General features: G+C 72.0%; 12 protein-coding genes. 2 read left to right on the forward strand and 10 right to left on the reverse strand.

Annotated elements, in window-relative coordinates; all coding sequences use genetic code 11:
• Window position 1: 1 nt before the first annotated feature.
• From ACBR40_RS15310 to ACBR40_RS15355, 10 genes are all read right to left on the reverse strand, one after another.
• On the reverse strand, window positions 2-1,027 hold the full coding sequence (locus ACBR40_RS15310) for an NAD-dependent epimerase/dehydratase family protein (protein ID WP_371249109.1): 1,026 nt from the start codon (window positions 1,025-1,027) through the stop codon (window positions 2-4).
• Window positions 1,014-2,459: a beta-N-acetylhexosaminidase gene (locus tag ACBR40_RS15315; RefSeq protein ID WP_371249110.1), complete on the reverse strand. Its 1,446-nt coding sequence runs from the start codon at window positions 2,457-2,459 to the stop codon at window positions 1,014-1,016. Before ACBR40_RS15315 ends, ACBR40_RS15310 begins: the two co-directional genes overlap by 14 nt.
• Window positions 2,456-3,226, reverse strand: coding sequence for a sugar phosphate isomerase/epimerase family protein (locus ACBR40_RS15320; RefSeq protein ID WP_371249111.1), 771 nt, complete (start codon window positions 3,224-3,226; stop codon window positions 2,456-2,458). The genes ACBR40_RS15315 and ACBR40_RS15320 overlap by 4 nt, the downstream gene beginning before the upstream one ends.
• On the reverse strand, window positions 3,223-4,230 hold the full coding sequence (locus tag ACBR40_RS15325; RefSeq protein WP_344219726.1) for a Gfo/Idh/MocA family oxidoreductase: 1,008 nt from the start codon (window positions 4,228-4,230) through the stop codon (window positions 3,223-3,225). Before ACBR40_RS15325 ends, ACBR40_RS15320 begins: the two co-directional genes overlap by 4 nt.
• A gap of 29 nt (window positions 4,231-4,259) precedes the next feature.
• The gene (locus tag ACBR40_RS15330) at window positions 4,260-5,072 is read right to left on the reverse strand and encodes a carbohydrate ABC transporter permease (protein ID WP_329581483.1); all 813 of its coding nucleotides are present in this window, start codon (window positions 5,070-5,072) and stop codon (window positions 4,260-4,262) included.
• On the reverse strand, window positions 5,065-5,997 hold the full coding sequence (locus ACBR40_RS15335) for a sugar ABC transporter permease (RefSeq protein ID WP_344219730.1): 933 nt from the start codon (window positions 5,995-5,997) through the stop codon (window positions 5,065-5,067). The genes ACBR40_RS15330 and ACBR40_RS15335 overlap by 8 nt, the downstream gene beginning before the upstream one ends.
• The gene (locus ACBR40_RS15340) at window positions 5,994-7,286 is read right to left on the reverse strand and encodes an extracellular solute-binding protein (RefSeq protein WP_371249112.1); all 1,293 of its coding nucleotides are present in this window, start codon (window positions 7,284-7,286) and stop codon (window positions 5,994-5,996) included. The genes ACBR40_RS15335 and ACBR40_RS15340 overlap by 4 nt, the downstream gene beginning before the upstream one ends.
• Window positions 7,287-7,342: 56 nt before the next feature.
• A complete protein-coding gene (locus ACBR40_RS15345) occupies window positions 7,343-8,458 on the reverse strand; it encodes a GntR family transcriptional regulator (RefSeq protein ID WP_344219734.1) in 1,116 nt (371 codons plus the stop codon).
• 102 nt (window positions 8,459-8,560) lie between these two features.
• Window positions 8,561-10,780, reverse strand: coding sequence for a hypothetical protein (locus tag ACBR40_RS15350; protein ID WP_371249113.1), 2,220 nt, complete (start codon window positions 10,778-10,780; stop codon window positions 8,561-8,563).
• Window positions 10,781-10,982: 202 nt separating this feature from the next.
• On the reverse strand, window positions 10,983-12,236 hold the full coding sequence (locus ACBR40_RS15355) for a hypothetical protein (RefSeq protein WP_371249114.1): 1,254 nt from the start codon (window positions 12,234-12,236) through the stop codon (window positions 10,983-10,985).
• Window positions 12,237-12,703: 467 nt separating this feature from the next.
• Here ACBR40_RS15355 and ACBR40_RS15360 point away from each other — a divergent pair, with 467 nt between their 5' ends.
• Window positions 12,704-14,395 carry a carbohydrate binding domain-containing protein gene (locus tag ACBR40_RS15360; RefSeq protein WP_371249115.1) on the forward strand — a complete coding sequence of 564 codons (1,692 nt, stop codon included), beginning with the start codon at window positions 12,704-12,706 and terminating at the stop codon, window positions 14,393-14,395.
• 144 nt (window positions 14,396-14,539) lie between these two features.
• Window positions 14,540-15,724 carry a DUF2786 domain-containing protein gene (locus ACBR40_RS15365; protein ID WP_371249116.1) on the forward strand — a complete coding sequence of 395 codons (1,185 nt, stop codon included), beginning with the start codon at window positions 14,540-14,542 and terminating at the stop codon, window positions 15,722-15,724.
• Window positions 15,725-15,754 lie beyond the last annotated feature (30 nt).

Genomic DNA, 15,754 nt, shown 5'->3' on the forward strand with positions numbered 1-15,754 from the left:
GTCAGAACCTCCCGTCGCGTACCGCGAACTTGGTGGGCTTGCCCGACAGGGGCAGCCCGCGCGACAACCAGCCGGCCTGCCAGCCGATCAGCGTGTCCAGCGGCACGTCCGGGTAGCCGAACAGGCCGTGGCAGACCGAGGCGTCGCTGAGCAGCGCGGTGCCGCTCTCGCCGCCGGCGAAGGACGCCTTGGTCCCCAGCGCGGCCGCCAGCCGGGTCGCCGTGCGCCGGACCGACGCGGTCTCCGGCCCGGTCAGGTTGATCGTGAACGGCTCAGGGGCGCGCGCGTGCCGCAGCGAGCGCAGCGCGACCTCGTTGGCGTACCCCTGCCACACGACGTTGACGTGCCCGGTGGTGACGTCGACCGGCTCGCCGGCCGCCACCGTGACCGCGAGGTCGGCGAGCACGCCGTAGCGCAGGTCCACCGCGTAGTTGAGGCGCAGGATCGAGACCCGGGTGCCGTACGCGGCGGCGGCGTGCTCGAAGACGCGTTCCCTGCCGAGGCAGCTCATCGCGTACTCGCCGACCGGTTCCGGCCGGTCGTCCTCGGCGCTGCCGCCGGAGGCCACGTCCACCAGCGGGTAGACGTTGCCGGTGGAGAACACCGCGACCGACGAGTCCCGGTAGCGCCGGGCGACGGCGGCCGGCAGCGCCGCGTTGACCGCCCACGCCTGGTAGGGCGCGGCCGACGTGCCGAACTTGGCCCCCACCATGAACACGACGTTCGCCGCGTCGGGCAGCCCGTCGAGGTCGTCGCCGGCGCTCAGGTCGTGGGCGACCACGTCCACGCCCTCCTCCGCCAGCGCCCGGGCCGCGCGGCCGTCGGTCCAGCGGGACACGGCGTACACGCGGGCCGAGCCCCGGCCCGCCGCGTCCAGCGCGCGCCTGGCCAGCCTGACCAGGCTCGGCCCCATCTTGCCGCCCGCGCCGAGCACGACGAGGTCGCCGTCCAGCGCGCCGGCGTCGGCGACCAGCGCGGCCGAGGGGGTGGCCAGCCGGTCGTCGAGCTCCCGTTCAGAGGTGAACACGTGCCGCTCCTTGGTCGTACGGCCGCCGGTACGCCACACCCAGCCGGTCGAGGAGCGGCAGGTGGGCGGTCAGCCGCCGGGTGAAGTCTCCGAGGTCCCGGCCGGAGGACCAGGCCGCCTCGGCGACGGCGCACAGCCGGGGGAAGGCGTTGTAGTCGAAGCGTTCCTTCGTGGGCAGGTACTCGCCCCAGAGCTGCGCCTGCAGGCCGAGGACGGCGTCGCCCGCGTCGAAGCCGTACACGGTCTCCAGCGGCAGCGGCCCCGAGATGCTGACCGGCTCGCCGGGGGCGTCGGACTCGGCGTAGTCGAGGTAGGTGTGCGTGTGCGGGGCGGCGACGACGTCGTGGCCCGCCCGCGCGGCCGCCTCGATCCGGTCCACGCCGCGCCACGCCATGATCACCATGTCCTCGGGCGGGTCGTGGTCGAGCATGTCGTCCCAGGCCACGGCGCGGCGGCCGAGCCCGCGCAGGTGGTCGGCGAGCAGCCGGCCCCACCAGCCGAGCAGCGCCTCCGGCCCGTCGAGCCCGGCGCCGGCCACCCGCCGCGCCGCCTCCGGGCTGGTCGCCCAGGCGTCGCCGCGGACCTCGTCCCCGCCGATGTGCACGTACGGGGAGGGGAAGACCTCGCTCAGCTCGTCGAGCACGTCGCGGGCGAACGCGGCGGCGCGGTCGCTCACGTTGAGCACGTGCGAGGAGATGCCCCACGTGGTCCGCACCTGGACGGGCTCCGCGGACGGGTGGCCGAGCCACGGGCAGGCCGCGATGGCGGCCTGCGAGTGCCCGGGGAACTCGATCTCGGGGACCACGGTGACGCCGCGCGCCGCGGCGTACTCCACCAGGTCGCGCAGCTCCCGCTGGGTGTAGAAGCCGCCGTGCGGGGTGCCGTCGGACCTGCCCTCCCGCGCGTGCCCGGCCGGGGACTCGGCGCGACGGGCCCCGACCTCGGTCAGGCGCGGGTGGGCGCGCACCTCGAACCGCCAGCCCTGGTCGTCGGTGAGATGCAGGTGCAGGACGTTGAACTTGTGCAGCGCCAGCAGGTCGACGTACGCGCGCAGGAACGACACCGGACGCCACCAGCGGGCCACGTCGATCATCACGCCGCGCCAGGCGTACCTGGGCACGTCGCGGACGGTGCCGCAGGGCACGCCGCCGGGCGCGTCGAGCTGGCGCAGCGTCTGCACGCCCCAGCCGAGCCCGGCGGCGCCCGCCGCGGCGATCACCGCCCGGTCCGGGGTGACGGTGAGGGTGTATCCCTCCGCGCCGAGCGACGGGTCGGCCACCAGTTTGAGCACGACCTCGCCGAGGCCGTCGCCGCGGGTGTCCAGGCCGAGCAGGTCCCGTGCGAGATCGGCGCGCGGGCCGCTCACCCGGGTGCCCGGGCCCAGCGGGAACCGCCCCTGGTCCGTAGCCGCCGATGCGACCAGGGGGATCATCGCCCGAGCACCTTGCGGAAGGCGGTCAGGGCCTCGCCGATCGGCGGCGCGTCGGGATACCAGGCGAGCTCCCATTCCAGCGCCAGGTGGCCGGCGTACCCGATGCGGCCGAGCTCGGCGAGCACGCCGGGCACCCCCACCGCGCCCTGGCCGGGCAGCACCGGCGCCAGGTCGGCGGGCGAGGCCGCGTCCTTGATCTGCACGTGCCGCAGGTACGGCGCCAGCGCGTCCGCGGTCGCGGCGGCGCTCTCGCCCGCCCGCCACGGGTTGACCACGTCCCACAGCGCGCCCACGCGCGGCGAGCCCACCCCGGCGAGCACGCCGGCGATCGCCTCGCCCGTCAGGAACACGTCGTGCGTCTCCAGCAGCACGTCCACGCCGTTGTCCGGCAGCCGTCCGGCCACGTCCGCGAGCCTCCGAGTCGCGGCGGCGGCCGGGTCGTCCTGCCCTTCGACGCCGCCGAAGACCCGCACGTACGGCGAGCCGAGCGCTTCGGCGATCTCGACGTGGCGCAGCACCTCGGCCACCGGATCGCCGTCCGGCCTGGCCACGCGGGTGTAGGAGCACACGGCGACGATCTCGATCCCGGCGCCGGCGAACGTCCGGGCGATCGAGCGCAGCTCGGCGGCGGGGGTGTCCGGCGCGACGATCTCGCCTTGCGCGCAGCGCAGCTCGACGGCGGCGCAGCCGTACCGGGAGGCGGTTTCGATGACCTCCTCGGCCGGGGCGCCCGGCATGCCGAGCGTGCTGAACGCGAGCGGGTTCATGACTGTCCCTTCACGGTGACGGTGGAGCCCAGGCGGGCGGACTCGTAGACGGCCAGGGCGACGTCGAGGACCGACAGGGCGTACTCGGCGGTGACCTCGGGGGCGGTGCGGGCGGCGCAGGCGCGCGCGAAGTCGGCGAGCTGCGCGGCGAACGCCGTGGCCATCTCGCCGCTGCCGGGCGCGGCGACCTGGGTGGCCACGCCGCCGCGGAAGGACCAGACGCCCTCGCCGCGGCTGATGCGCAGCGCGCCCTCGCCGCACACGATCTCGGCCTCGTCGGTGAACGGCAGGCCGGTCCCGGTGACGGAGATCGTCGAACGGGTGCCGTCGGCGTGCCGGGCCAGGGCGACCGCCTCGGTCTCCACCGACTCGCCGGCGGGCCCGGCGACGTGCGCGGTGACCTCGACGATCGGCGAGCCGACGAGCATCTGCAGCTTGTCGATGCTGTGGGTGCCGACGTTGAGCACGATGCCGCCGCCCGCCATGCCGGCGTCGAGGAACCAGCGGGGACGCGAGGGGTCGCCGTAGTCGGCGGTGCGCCGTTCGGAGGCCACCACGACCTGGCCCAGCTCGCCCGAGGCGAGGAACCCGGCCGCGGCGCGCAGCGTCGGGACGAAGCGCAGGACGTGCCCGACCGCGAACACGACGCCGGCCGCGCGGCACGCCTCGATCATGCGGAGGGCGTCCTCGCGCGTGGTGGCGATCGGCTTCTCCACGAGCACGTGCAGCCCGGCCGCGGCGGCGTCGAGGGTGATCGGGGCGTGCAGCGCGTGCGGGACGGTGATCACGACCGCGTCGAGGCCGCCGGCGTCGATCATCGACCGGTGGTCGGTGAAGACGCGGGCGCCGGCTTCCGCGGCCAGCTTCTCGGCCGCCTCGGCCCGTACGTCGCACACCGCGGTGACCTTCACCTGCCCGGCGCTCTGGCGGGCGGCGGCCACGTGGAACTCCGCGATGGTGCCCGCGCCGATGACGCCCAGGCGCAGCCCGGATGTTGTGGTCACGATTTCCTTTCTGACGGGGAGGGGGCCTGTCAGCCCTTGAGACCCGCGGACATGGTTCCGCGGACGAAGTAACGCTGGGCCAGCACGAACACGATCAGCATCGGCAGCAGGCTCATCATCGCCGCCGCCGTCACGAGCTGGTCGTTGCCGACGAACTGCCCCTTGAGGCTGAGGACGCCGACCGGCAGCGTGTAGTTCTCGGGTGAGGTGAGGTAGATCGTGGGCTCCAGCACGGCCTTCCACGACGTGGTGAAGGTGAAGACCGCGAGCGTGGCCAGGGCGGGCTTGGCCAGCGGAAGGTGGATGCGCCAGAACACCTGCCAGGGGTTGGCCCCGTCGAGGCCCGCCGCCTCCTCGAAGTCCTTGGGGATGCCGAGGAACGTCTGCCGCATCAGGAAGATCCCGATGGGAGTGGCCAGCCAGTACGGCACGATGAGCGGCAGCAGCGAGTCCAGCCAGCCCAGCGAGCGGAACAGCAGGAAGTTCGGGACGATCGTGATGACGGTCGGCAGCATCATGGTGCCGAGCGCCATGGTGAGCAGCGCCTGCTTGCCCGGCAGGCGCATCCTGGCCAGCGCGTGCCCGACCATGGCGCTGGTGAGCACGTTCCCGACGACCGCGAGCACGGCGATCACGACGCTGTTGACCAGGTAGAGCCCGAACGGGGCGCGCCGCCACACCTCCGCGTAGTTGTCCCACTGGACGGGGTCGGGGATCCACACGGGCGGGACCTGGATGTACTGGGCGAAGCTCTTGAGCGAGTTCCCGAGCGCCGCGACGAAGGGCAGCAGCATGACCGCGGCGCCCGCGAGGACCAGGACGTACGAGACGGTCTTACGCATAGTGCACCCACCTGCGCTGGAGCCGGAACTGCACCAGGGTGAGCGCGAGCACCAGCACGAACAGCACCCACGCGATGGCCGAGGCGTAGCCCATCTGGAAGAACTGGAAACCCTGGCGGTAGAGGTAGAGCACGGTCAGCTCGCTCGCGCCGTGCGGCCCGCCCTCGGTCATCACGAAGACCTGCTCGAACGACTGCAGCGTCTCGATGGAGGTGAGCACCAGCACCAGGAACGTGGTGCCGGAGATGCCCGGCAGCGTGATGTACCGGAACCGGTTCCAGGCCGACGCGCCGTCGATCTTCGCGGCCTCGTAGCGCTCCTCCGGGATGGCCTGCAGGCCCGCCAGGAAGAGCACCATCATGTAGCCGACGCCCTTCCACACCGCGACCGCCGCGAGCGTGGGGATCACCAGCGCGGGATCCTGCAGCCAGTTCTCGGCGGGCAGCCCGAAGAGGCCGAGCACCTGGTTGGCGATGCCCGTCTGCGGGTTGAAGACCGCGTCGGCGACGTAGGCGACGACGACCCACGAGGAGACGACCGGGACGAAGTAGGCCGCGCGGAACAGGGCCATGCCGCGCAGCCGCTGGTTGAGCGCGATCGCCAGCGCCAGCGCCAGGGCCGTCTGGACGGGCACGAACAGCACCGCGAAGTACGCCGTGTTGCCGAGCGTGCGCCAGAAGACCGGGTCCTCGAAGAGCCGGGTGAAGTTGCCGAACCCGACGAACCTCGGCGGGGACATCAGGTCGTACTCGGTCATGCTGAAGAACAGCGAGGCCAGCAGCGGCCAGGCGGCCAGCGCGACCAGGTGGAGGAGGTAGGGCGAGGCGAACGCGAAGGCCCAGAGCCGCTCCCCCGCGTGCCGCTTCCGGGCGGGCGGCCGCTCGGCGGCGGCCGTCCGCTCGGTACGCCTGGCGAGCAGCGTCACTGCGTCTTCCCGGCGTAGAAGCGGTCGATGACCTCCTGGGCCTCCTTCTGCCCGGACTGGAGGGCGGCGGCGACGGGCGTCGCGCCCGACAGCGCCTCGTTCATGCGCTTGGCCAGCGCCTCGGTGTACTCCGACCACACGGCGTTGGTGCCGAGGTCGGTGGCCGCGTCGAGCGACTCCAGGAAGACCGGGCCGCGGTCGGGGGCCAGGGCCGTGGTGGCGACCTTCTTGTTGATCGGGATCGCCTCGCCGAGCTCGGCCCACTTGCGCTGCGGGCCCTCGCCGGAGAAGAAGGTGATCCACTTCCAGGCCGCGTCGTTCTGCGCCGGGGAGGCGGCCTTGCTGACCACCCACGAGTTCACGATCGCGACGTTGCCGCGACCGGCCGGGCCCTTCGGCAGGGGCGCCACGCCGAAGTCGACGCCGGCGCTCTGCGCGGGCAGCGTGCGGGCGTAGATGCCGTACGACATCGCGACCCGGCCGGTGGCGAAGAGCGTGTGCACGACGCCCTTGCCCATGGCCTCGGTGGTGACGTAGTCGGGGGCGAAGCCGTCCTTGCCCATGGCGCGCAGCATCCAGTCGAGCCCGGCCGTGGACTGCGGGCTGTCGATGACGACCTTGCGTCCCCCGTCGGTGACGACGTCGCCGCCGAACGCCTTGACGATGGGCCACCAGCTCTCGGTGAAGCCCGGCGAGTACGCGCGGAAGCCGTAGACGTCGGGCTTGCCGTCGCCGTTGGTGTCCTTGGTCAGCTTCTTGGCCGCCGCGGCGAGGTCGTCGTAGGTCCACTCGGCCGTCGGCTCGGCGACCTTGGCCTCGGCGAACATCTTCTTGTTGTAGAAGAGCACCGGGGTCTGGGCGCCCTGCGGGAAGCCGAAGACCCGGCCCTGGGCGTCGCGGTTCAGCTCGATGCCGGAGTAGTCGGCGGCGTTGACGCTCTTCACCCGGTCGCTCAGGTCGGCGAGCGCGCCCCGGGCGGCGAACTCCTGCACGAGCACGCCGTCCGACAGCCACACCTGCGGCGCCTGGTTGCCGGCGATCTGGGTGCGGAGCCGTTCGAAGAACTTGACGTACGGCGCGACCTCGAGCTGCACCTTGATCGACGGGTTGGCGGCCTCGAACTCCTTGACGAGCTGCCGCATGGTCGTGTCGGCCGGGTCGCCGGCGGCGGCGTAGAAGCCGAGTTTCAGGGTGACGGCGCCGGAGTCGTCGGCCGAGCCGCCGCACGACGTCGTGCCGGCCACGGTGAGGACGGCCACCGCGGCAGCGGCGAGCACGCGCACTCTCATTGGGTCCTCCAAAGGAACGGAGAGGGGGGAGGGGGGGAGGGGGACGCCCGGCGGCGTCAGGAAGGGACGCGGACCTCGACCAGGCTGCCGGAGGCGGCTCCGCAGGAGGCGCGCACGGCCAGGCGGGGCTGCAGGACGACCCGGCAGACCGGCGCGGCAGGGCCGAGCTCGATCCGGCGCAGCAGCAGCTCGGTCGCCATGCGGCCCACCTCGGCCTTCGGCGGCGAGACCGCGGTCAGCGGCACCTCCGACAGGTCGGCGACCTCGTCGTCGTAGGCCACCACGGCGATGTCGTCGGGCACCGTGAGGCCGACCCTGCGCAGGTAGGGCAGGAGGGCGGTGGCCTCGCGGTCGCCGAGGCACACCACCGCGCGCACCTTCTCGGCGACCAGCGCGTTGGCGTAGGCCAGCATGTCGGGGCCGGTCCAGACGGGCTGCCGGGCCACGGCCTCCGGGATCTCCGGAAGCCCGAGGTCGGCGACGGCCTGCCGGTATCCGGCGAAGACCTGTTCGGAGCTGGCGGTGCCGATCCTGCCGAGGTAGCCGATCCGGACCCGGCCGAGCCCGCTGAGGTGCTGGACGGCCGCGTAGCCGCCGCCGTGCACGTCGGTGCAGACGTAGGAGGTCGGGTCGGCCGGGCGGGGGTCGGCCGGGCGGCGCTCCACCAGGACGTACGGCACGGGCAGCTCGCGCAGGCGGGCCAGGTGGGCGTCGGGGTCGGCGGCGAGGTGCAGGTTGGGCACCAGCAGCAGGCCGGCCACGCCGACGTCGACGAGCTGCTGGATCTGCCCGGCCTCGACGTCGGGGTCGTAGTTGGAGCAGGCCAGCACGAGCCGCACGCCGGCGGCGGAGGCCGCCCGCTCGATGCCCTGGACGACCTGCGGGAAGTAGTAGGTGTTCGACGGGACCAGCGCGCCGATGAGACGCGGCCTGGCCCCCGTGGTGACGGAGCTGGTGACGAAGGTGCCCGACCCCTGCCGGCGCCGGACGAGCCCCTCCTCGACCAGGAGGTCGACGGCGCGGCGGACGGTGTTGACCCCGACCGAGTAGGTCTGCGCCAGCTCGGACTCGGTCGGCAGCCGGGCTCCGACCGGATAGCGGCCCTGCACGATCTCCTGCCGCAGGCGGGCCGCGAGGGTGCGGAATCGCCGACCCCTTGGGAGGGAATTCATTCCTTCAGGTGGCTCCATGACCGGATTCTTCTTGGCATATTGCAGCAATGTCAACCCTGAATTCACTCCGCTATTCACGTCATATTAGGAATGAATTCCCGCTTACCAGCGGGCGGTGACGGCCTTGTCGCGGTCGTAGGCGGCGGCCCAGTAGTGGCCGGGGGCGGTGAGGCGGTGACCGGCGAAGCCGACCTCGCCGGTCGGCAGCTTCAGCGCCTCCGAGGTCGCGATGGCCCAGCCGTCGGCGCCCGCGGTCACCGTCACGTACCGGCCGGCGGAGAAGGTGAAGCGCCCGCGCACGGTGGCGGCCACCGGCTGCCCGCTCTCCTTGTCCACGACGCGCAGCCGCACCTTGGCCGCGCCCGCCTCCAGCGTCACCGCCATCGACTCCACGACCATGGGACGCAGGTCGGTGGCCGCGGTCGTCACGGTCACCGGATCGGAGGCGGGCCCGCGGTGCCCGGCCACGTCCACGGGCACGATCCGATACCGGTAGGTGGTGCCGGGCAGCAGGCCGGTGTCGGTGTGGCTGAGCCCGCGCGCCTTCCCCGCGAGCGTGCCGGGGCCGGGGGTGAAGCCGGGTTCGGTCGACCGGTGCACCTCGTAGAAGTCGACCTCGGTGTCGTCGTACGCCCGCCCGTACGTCAGATCGACCGTGGCGTGGTCGAACGCGACCGCCTCCGGCGGCGAGGCCACGCCCGTGGGCGGCCGGGAGTCGGCGGGCGGCTCGGGCCAGCGGGCCGAGGGGCCCCAGACCGTGGGCAGCTCGCGGTAGGAGTCGTAGTGGTGCAGCGCGATCCCGGCGAAGGCCGGGCTGCCCGAGAACGCCTGGCCGACCTTCGCCAGCTCCGCCTCCAGCGCGTCCCTGCCCTCCTCGCGGAAGGTGATGGTGGCCGGGTCGCCGCTCGTCGCGATGTCGAGGGTCTCCACCCCGACGACCACGGAGAGCGGCTTGCCGATCCGCTCGGCGTAGGCCAGCTCGCCGGCCGCCTGGGCGATGATGCCGGCGCTGCCGTCCGCCTGGTCGCGGTAGTCCATGATCGCGATGTAGTCGCTGAGGTCCTGGACGTGCTCGGCCAGGGTGCGGGTGGTCCCGCCGTACGTGATGTCCGTGCAGCAGGCGGAGGTGTCCAGCCAGCGTGGCACGGCGGGGCCGAACAGCAGGGGCTGCCCCGACGCGTCGCGCCGCGCGATCATCGCGTGGAGCGTGTCCAGCCACTGGATCTGCAGGTCGGGCTTGGAGCTGGTGAACCACGGCAGGATGTACGGCTCGATGTCGACGTTGATCCCGTCGAACCGCTCGGCCGGCTTCGACGACAGGTTGTAGTCGAGGACGCGCTCCATCTCCCCCACGGCGCGGTCGCGGTAGCGGGAGAGCGTCCCCAGATAGGGCGGGCGCGTCCCGCCGGCCACGGTGGCGTGCACCTTCATGCCCCGGCCGTGCGCCCAGGCCACGAGGTCGCGCAGCTCAGGACGCGCGTCCTCGATCATGTCCCGTCCCATGTACGTGTCCACGCCCAGGTACATGGTCGAACCGGGCGGGAGGACCGTCTCCAGCAGGCGGCGCGAGCCCGGGTTGAGCACCAGGTTGTAGCTCGCCTTCTCCCAGATCCACATCGCCCGGTCCTGCCGGTGCGGCTCCGGACGGCGCTTCTTCGCCGCGCCGAGGGCGACGTACCGGGTGGCCGACCTGGTGACGTGGCCGCGCGCGTCGGTGGCCTCCGCCTCCAGGCTCGCCATGACGTCGCCGTACCTGGCGGGGTTCACCAGCGTGACGTAGCGGCCCGCGGCCCCGGCGGCGCGCTGCCAGGGGCCGCCGTTGACGCGGACCCGTACCGAGCGCACGTCCTTCCCTGCGACGCGCACCCGGACGGGCGTGGGCCGGGTGAGGCGCGCCCCGTCGGCCGGCTCGGTGATCTCCACCTCCGGCTTCGCGGCCCGGGGGTTGTCCACGCGCAGGGTGAGCGGCTGCGACCAGGTGCCGTACCGCGTCTGCGCGACCGTCGCCTTCGCGTAGAGCTCGATCTCGCCGTTCATCTCGCCGACGTCGAGGTCGTGGGTCCAGGTCCCGGTGTCGTCGGCGTCCGGGTCGCTGACCCTGGCCCGCTCGATCCGCTCCCCGTTCACCACGAGGGACACGTCGTACGCGCCGGTGAAGCGCCCGGCCAGCCGTACGACGCCGGGCCCCGACTCCGAGGAGTCGATGGTCACCGACGGCGGGTCGGCCGCGCGGGCGGCGCCCGGGACGGCCCCGACGAGCGGCACGGCGAGCGGCACGGCGAGCACGAGCGCGCCGGCGGTTCTCCACAACGCAGCGGGCACGGAAGCCACCTCCTTTGGGAATGAATTGGTGCCGAAAACCGCCTGTTCCCGGCACCCGATTCACGAGATGGCCGAAACGATAGCCCCGAAAGTGTTGGGGAAAAATGGCATGTATTCCGTCCCCGCAGGGACGAGCCCGAGCCGACCGCCTGCCCCGCTTCGCGTCCGGCTCCGTACAGCCGGACGCGAAGCCGCGGAGACGTCAGGAGATGGTGAGCGTGCCGTTCGCGTTACGGGCGCACGTGACGATCGTGCGCGGCGCCGCGGCGACCGCGCCGGCCAGGCACTGGCCGAGGACCGTGTGGCCCGCGGCGTTGGGGTGCCACGACTCCTGGCAGGTCTGGAAGTAGGTGACGCAGGTGTTCGCCGCCCGCTGGATGCCGATCTTGTCCCAGCCGGACAGGCTGGTGATGAACGTGCCGGACGGCCCGTCCTGCACCCGGACCGGCGTGGCGAGCGCACCCGCCGGGCTGCCGGGGTTCTCGCAGAGCCTGGCCCCGTCGAAAGCCCGCTGGACGTCCAGCACGCGCAGGTCGGCGGCCGGGCGTTCGGCTGCCAGCGTGGTGTACGCGTTCCTGACCAGGGAGCCGAGGTTCTGGGAGAACACGTGCCCGGGGGCGAGGCTCGCCCGGTGGATCGGGCACCCGGCGGCGTAGCGCTCGGCGCCGAGGGCGCGGAACTTGTCGCGGGTGTCGGCGCGGCCGTCCTCCTCGTGGTACTGCTGGGCGAGCTCGGGCGGCAGCGGGTTGGTGTAGGTCTGCAGGATCACCTGGTGGGCGCCGTCGGCGTCGATCTGGGCGAGGGTGTCGAGGATCTGGCGCAGGGCCGCGGTGGTCTCGGCGGTGGCGGCGGCGACCTCGGCGTCGGTGGCCAGGTCCGCGGCGGTGCAGGGCTGCTGCGGCACCTCGCCCTTCAGATAGGCCCAGAACTCCCACCAGCCCGTCCAGGCGTCGGCGATGAAGCGGTTGGCGCACAGCGTGGCCACGTCGCCGAAGGTGAACTGGGTGTTGTTGGAGCCGAGGCCGACGAGCACGACGTCGATGTCGTGCGTCTGGGCGACGGCGCGCAGCTGGTCGAGCTGCGAGGCGACGGCGCGGCCCTCGGCCCGGGCGCTGGAGGGGGCGGCGATGTCGGCGGGCTGGGCGCCGGAGCACGCGAGGTTGAAACGTTGCTGGATGCCCGGGAGCGACGCCGTGAACACCGAGGCGTTCGCCGACCGGTGACAGAAGTAGGCGTTGCTGTTGGCCGCCGACCAGCCGGGGAAGGCCTGCGCCGTGCCGGAGGCGTCGACGACGGGCAGGTAGTCCCCCGCCCCCTCCCCGCTGACGAAGCTGTCACCGAGCACGACGGCGGCGGTGGGCAGAGCCGCCTGCGCCGGCCCGCTCTGCACGGCCTGGATGCCTCCCGCGCTCGCCAGGAGCATGACTACCGCGGCGGCACGCTGAAGTAACCCCATAACCACCTCATTTCCTACTAAATGCGTACGAAATACGCATGGATGGATCACAACATGCCGACCCGGCGCCGTCAACATGACCGTATTCGTTGCGCAATATTCTGAAAGCTTGCAAAGCCGCTTTCACTCAGCGAAGCGAGGTCGGCCTTGCTCCCGTGCCTTCGGAGCCAGGAAAGTGCCCGCAAGAACTACAGCGCGATATCAGGATAAATCGCCATATTGTACGCATACCCCGACATTTACCCCGCAAAAGGCTGCAAAGTATTGCACGACCCTTGCTCGCCGAGTAACTTCCAGGCAACACCGAGGAAATCCGAACGCGGAGGTTCTGATGGTGCCCCTCCCCCACCGTGATGCCAGAGCGCCGCCGGCACGGCCACGAGCAGCCTCGAAAGCAGAACGGGCCGGGTGTTGGCCCACCCAGCCCGTTGATGGGACCCCATCCTCACGTTTCTGGAGATCCCCGTATGAAACTCTACAAAGCAATCGTCGCCGCCGCATTAACGGCGGCGAGCGGCATCGCCGTGCCCGTACTGAACCAAGCCCCCGCCCACGCCGCCTCCGACATCGGCGTGATCGCCAACCTGTGGAACTGGAACTGGAACTCGGTGGCCAGGGAGTGCACCGAAGTGCTCGGCCCGGCCGGGTACGGCGCGGTGCAGGTGTCACCGCCCCAGGACTCGATGACCAAGGGCGGCACGGTCTGGTGGGACATCTACCAGCCCGCCCGCTACGAGCTGACCAGCAAGTTCGGCGACGAGGCCGCGTTCAGGCGCATGGTCGACACCTGCAGAGGCGCCGGCGTGAAGGTCCAGGTGGACACGGTCATCAACCACATGACCGGCCAGGGCGCCACCAGCTACGGCGGCTACACCTTCAGCAAGTACGACTACCCGGGTCTCTACTCCTCCCAGGACTTCCACCAGCCCACCTGCCAGATCAACCAGGGCGACTACCGCAACGACGCCTGGCGGGTCCAGAACTGCGAGCTGGTGAGCCTGTCGGATCTGAACACCGGGTCCGAGTACGTCCGGGGCAAGATCGCCGGCTACATGAACAAGCTGACCTCGCTCGGCGTGTCCGGCTTCCGCATCGACGCCGCCAAGCACATCAACCCCGGCGACCTGGCCGCCATCAAGGCCAAGCTCGTCGGGTCGCCCTACATCCACCAGGAGGTCATCCAAGGCGACCAGGAGGCCGTCCAGCCGAGCCAGTACACCGGCGTCGGCGACGTCGACGAGTTCGTCTACGGCCGTAAGCTGCGGGAACAGTTCACCGCCCAGATCAAGAACCTCCGCACGTTCGGGGAGAGCTGGGGTCTGTCGGTGCCCAGCGACAAGGCCGTGGTGTTCGTCGACAACCACGACACCGAGCGGGGCGGCTCCACGCTCACCTACAAGAGCGGCGACACGTACAGGCTGGCCAACCTCTTCATGCTCGCCTGGCCGTTCGGCACCCCTCAGGTGTACGCCTCCTACACCTGGAACAACAGCGAGGCGGGCCCGCCCTCGGCGGGCGGCGGGTACGTCACCGACGTCAACTGCTCCAACGGTCAGTGGACCTGCTTCGACCGGCAGGTCTCCGGCATGGTGGGCTTCTACAACGCCGTCAAGGGCGCCGGCGTCGCCAACTGGACCGACAACGGGAACAACCTGATCGCCTTCAGCCGCGGCGACAAGGGCTGGGTCGCCATCAACAACGAGGGCGGCGCCGTCACCCAGGCCTTCACCACCGGCCTGCCCGCCGGCACGTACCCGAACGTGGCGGGCGCCGGCACCGTGACGGTGGACTCCAGCGGCAGGGCGACGGTCACCGTGCCCGCCAAGAGCGCGGTCGCCCTCCACACCGGCTCGACCCCCCGGCCGAACGACAAGCAAGCCACCGTCTACTACAGGACGGGCTGGGCCACGGCCAACATCCACTACGGCATCAACGGCACCTGGACCACCGTCCCAGGAGTGCCCATGGAAACGGCCTGCACCGGCTGGAAGAAGAAGACCATCACCCTCGCCAACGCCACCAGCCTCAAGGCCGCCTTCAACAACGGCTCAGGCACCTGGGACAACAACAACGGCAACGACTACACCCTCAGCACCGGCACCTCCACCGTCAAGGACGGCATCGTCACCGCCAACGCGACCAACCCCTGCGGGAGCTGATCCCCCGTGCTGCCCCCCGTCCCGCCTGTTCCACAACGGGCGGGACGGCGACGCCTTCGAGGCGTACGACCGCCCGCTCCGCCCTCGGCATCGGCTCCGTCGCGGTAGAGTCCTGGCGGACTTTCTTCGAGGTGGGCGGCACGTGTGAGCAAGGCCAATGAGCTGATCGGCGCGGCGATGGAGGCTCTTGCCGCCGAGGATCAGGCGGCCTTCGACGCCGCCGCCGCCTTCCTGGCCGACCGCGACGACGCCGATCGCGTGCTGGTGGAGGCCGTGACCGGGGCGATCTCGACGCTGTGGCGCAACGGCTGGCAGCCGGCCGACGTGGTCAGGGTCGCGGCCAGGCGGCTGACCGACTGGCACGGGCGGGCGGCGGCCGACCTCATCGCCTGGGAGATGCGGGCCTACGCGCCGGCCACCGTGGACGAGCGCTGGCGCGACCAGCTTGCCCGCCTGGAGGCCGCGGTGTGGTGGAAGGGCGGCTACCTGGCGGCGCGGCAGGCGCGCGACCGGGCCGGCCGGCTGGTGACCGTCTCCGGCGTGCTGGAACTGCTGGCCTTGCTGACCGGGCTGCCCCGGCTGGAGACGTTGAGCCCGCCGCCCGGGGCCGCCCGCCGTACGGTCCAGGCACGCGCGCACGCGGTCAGCGAGAAGACGCTCACGCGGGTGCGGGCGCTGCTCGCCAAGGCGGAGTCGACCGCGTACGAGGCCGAGGCGGAGACGTTCATGTCGGCGGCGCAGAGCTTGATGGCCAAGTACAGCATCGACGCGGCGATGCTGGACGCGCAGCCGGGCGACGGTGACGCCCCGGCGGGCATCCGGATCGGCATCGACGCGCCGTACGAGCAGCCCAAGGCCGTGCTGCTCAACCTGGTCGCCGAGGCCAACCGGTGCCGGGTGATCTGGTCGCAGGAGCTGGGGTTCGCCACCGTGATGGGGTTCCGGGCGGATCTGTCCTGGGTGGAGATGCTGTTCACCTCGCTGCTGGTGCAGGCGCAGACCTCGCTGGTGAACTCGGGCACCAAGAAGCACGGCAACGGCCGGTCGCGGAACAAGACGTTCCGCCAGTCGTTCCTCTCGGCGTTCGCCTCCAGGATCGGGGAGCGGCTCGCCGAGGCCACGGCGGACGCGGTCGCGCGGGAGAGCGCCAGCCGTGGCACCGACCTGGTGCCGGTGCTGGCGGCGCGCGAGCAGGAGGTGGAGCAGGCGGTCGAGCGCCTGTTCCCTAACCTGGTCTCGCACGCGATCCGCACGTCCTGGGACCGGGAGGGCTGGGCGGCGGGCCGTACCGCCGCCGACCAGGCCAGCCTTGAGGCGCGGGAGCGATGACGCGCCGGATGAGGTGATCGTCCGGTGGCG

It is taken from the genome of Nonomuraea sp. AD125B, from assembly GCF_041402765.1.
Classification (GTDB): domain Bacteria; phylum Actinomycetota; class Actinomycetes; order Streptosporangiales; family Streptosporangiaceae; genus Nonomuraea; species Nonomuraea bangladeshensis.

Coding starts and splice junctions, on each gene's coding strand:
- ACBR40_RS15340 (WP_371249112.1), bottom strand. CDS start 7,286: ATGAGAGTGCGCGTGCTCGCCGCTGCCGCGGTGGCCGTCCTCACCGTG.
- ACBR40_RS15330 (WP_329581483.1), bottom strand. CDS start 5,072: ATGCGTAAGACCGTCTCGTACGTCCTGGTCCTCGCGGGCGCCGCGGTC.
- ACBR40_RS15345 (WP_344219734.1), bottom strand. CDS start 8,458: ATGAATTCCCTCCCAAGGGGTCGGCGATTCCGCACCCTCGCGGCCCGC.
- ACBR40_RS15315 (WP_371249110.1), bottom strand. CDS start 2,459: ATGATCCCCCTGGTCGCATCGGCGGCTACGGACCAGGGGCGGTTCCCG.
- ACBR40_RS15355 (WP_371249114.1), bottom strand. CDS start 12,236: ATGGGGTTACTTCAGCGTGCCGCCGCGGTAGTCATGCTCCTGGCGAGC.
- ACBR40_RS15360 (WP_371249115.1), top strand. CDS start 12,704: ATGAAACTCTACAAAGCAATCGTCGCCGCCGCATTAACGGCGGCGAGC.
- ACBR40_RS15320 (WP_371249111.1), bottom strand. CDS start 3,226: ATGAACCCGCTCGCGTTCAGCACGCTCGGCATGCCGGGCGCCCCGGCC.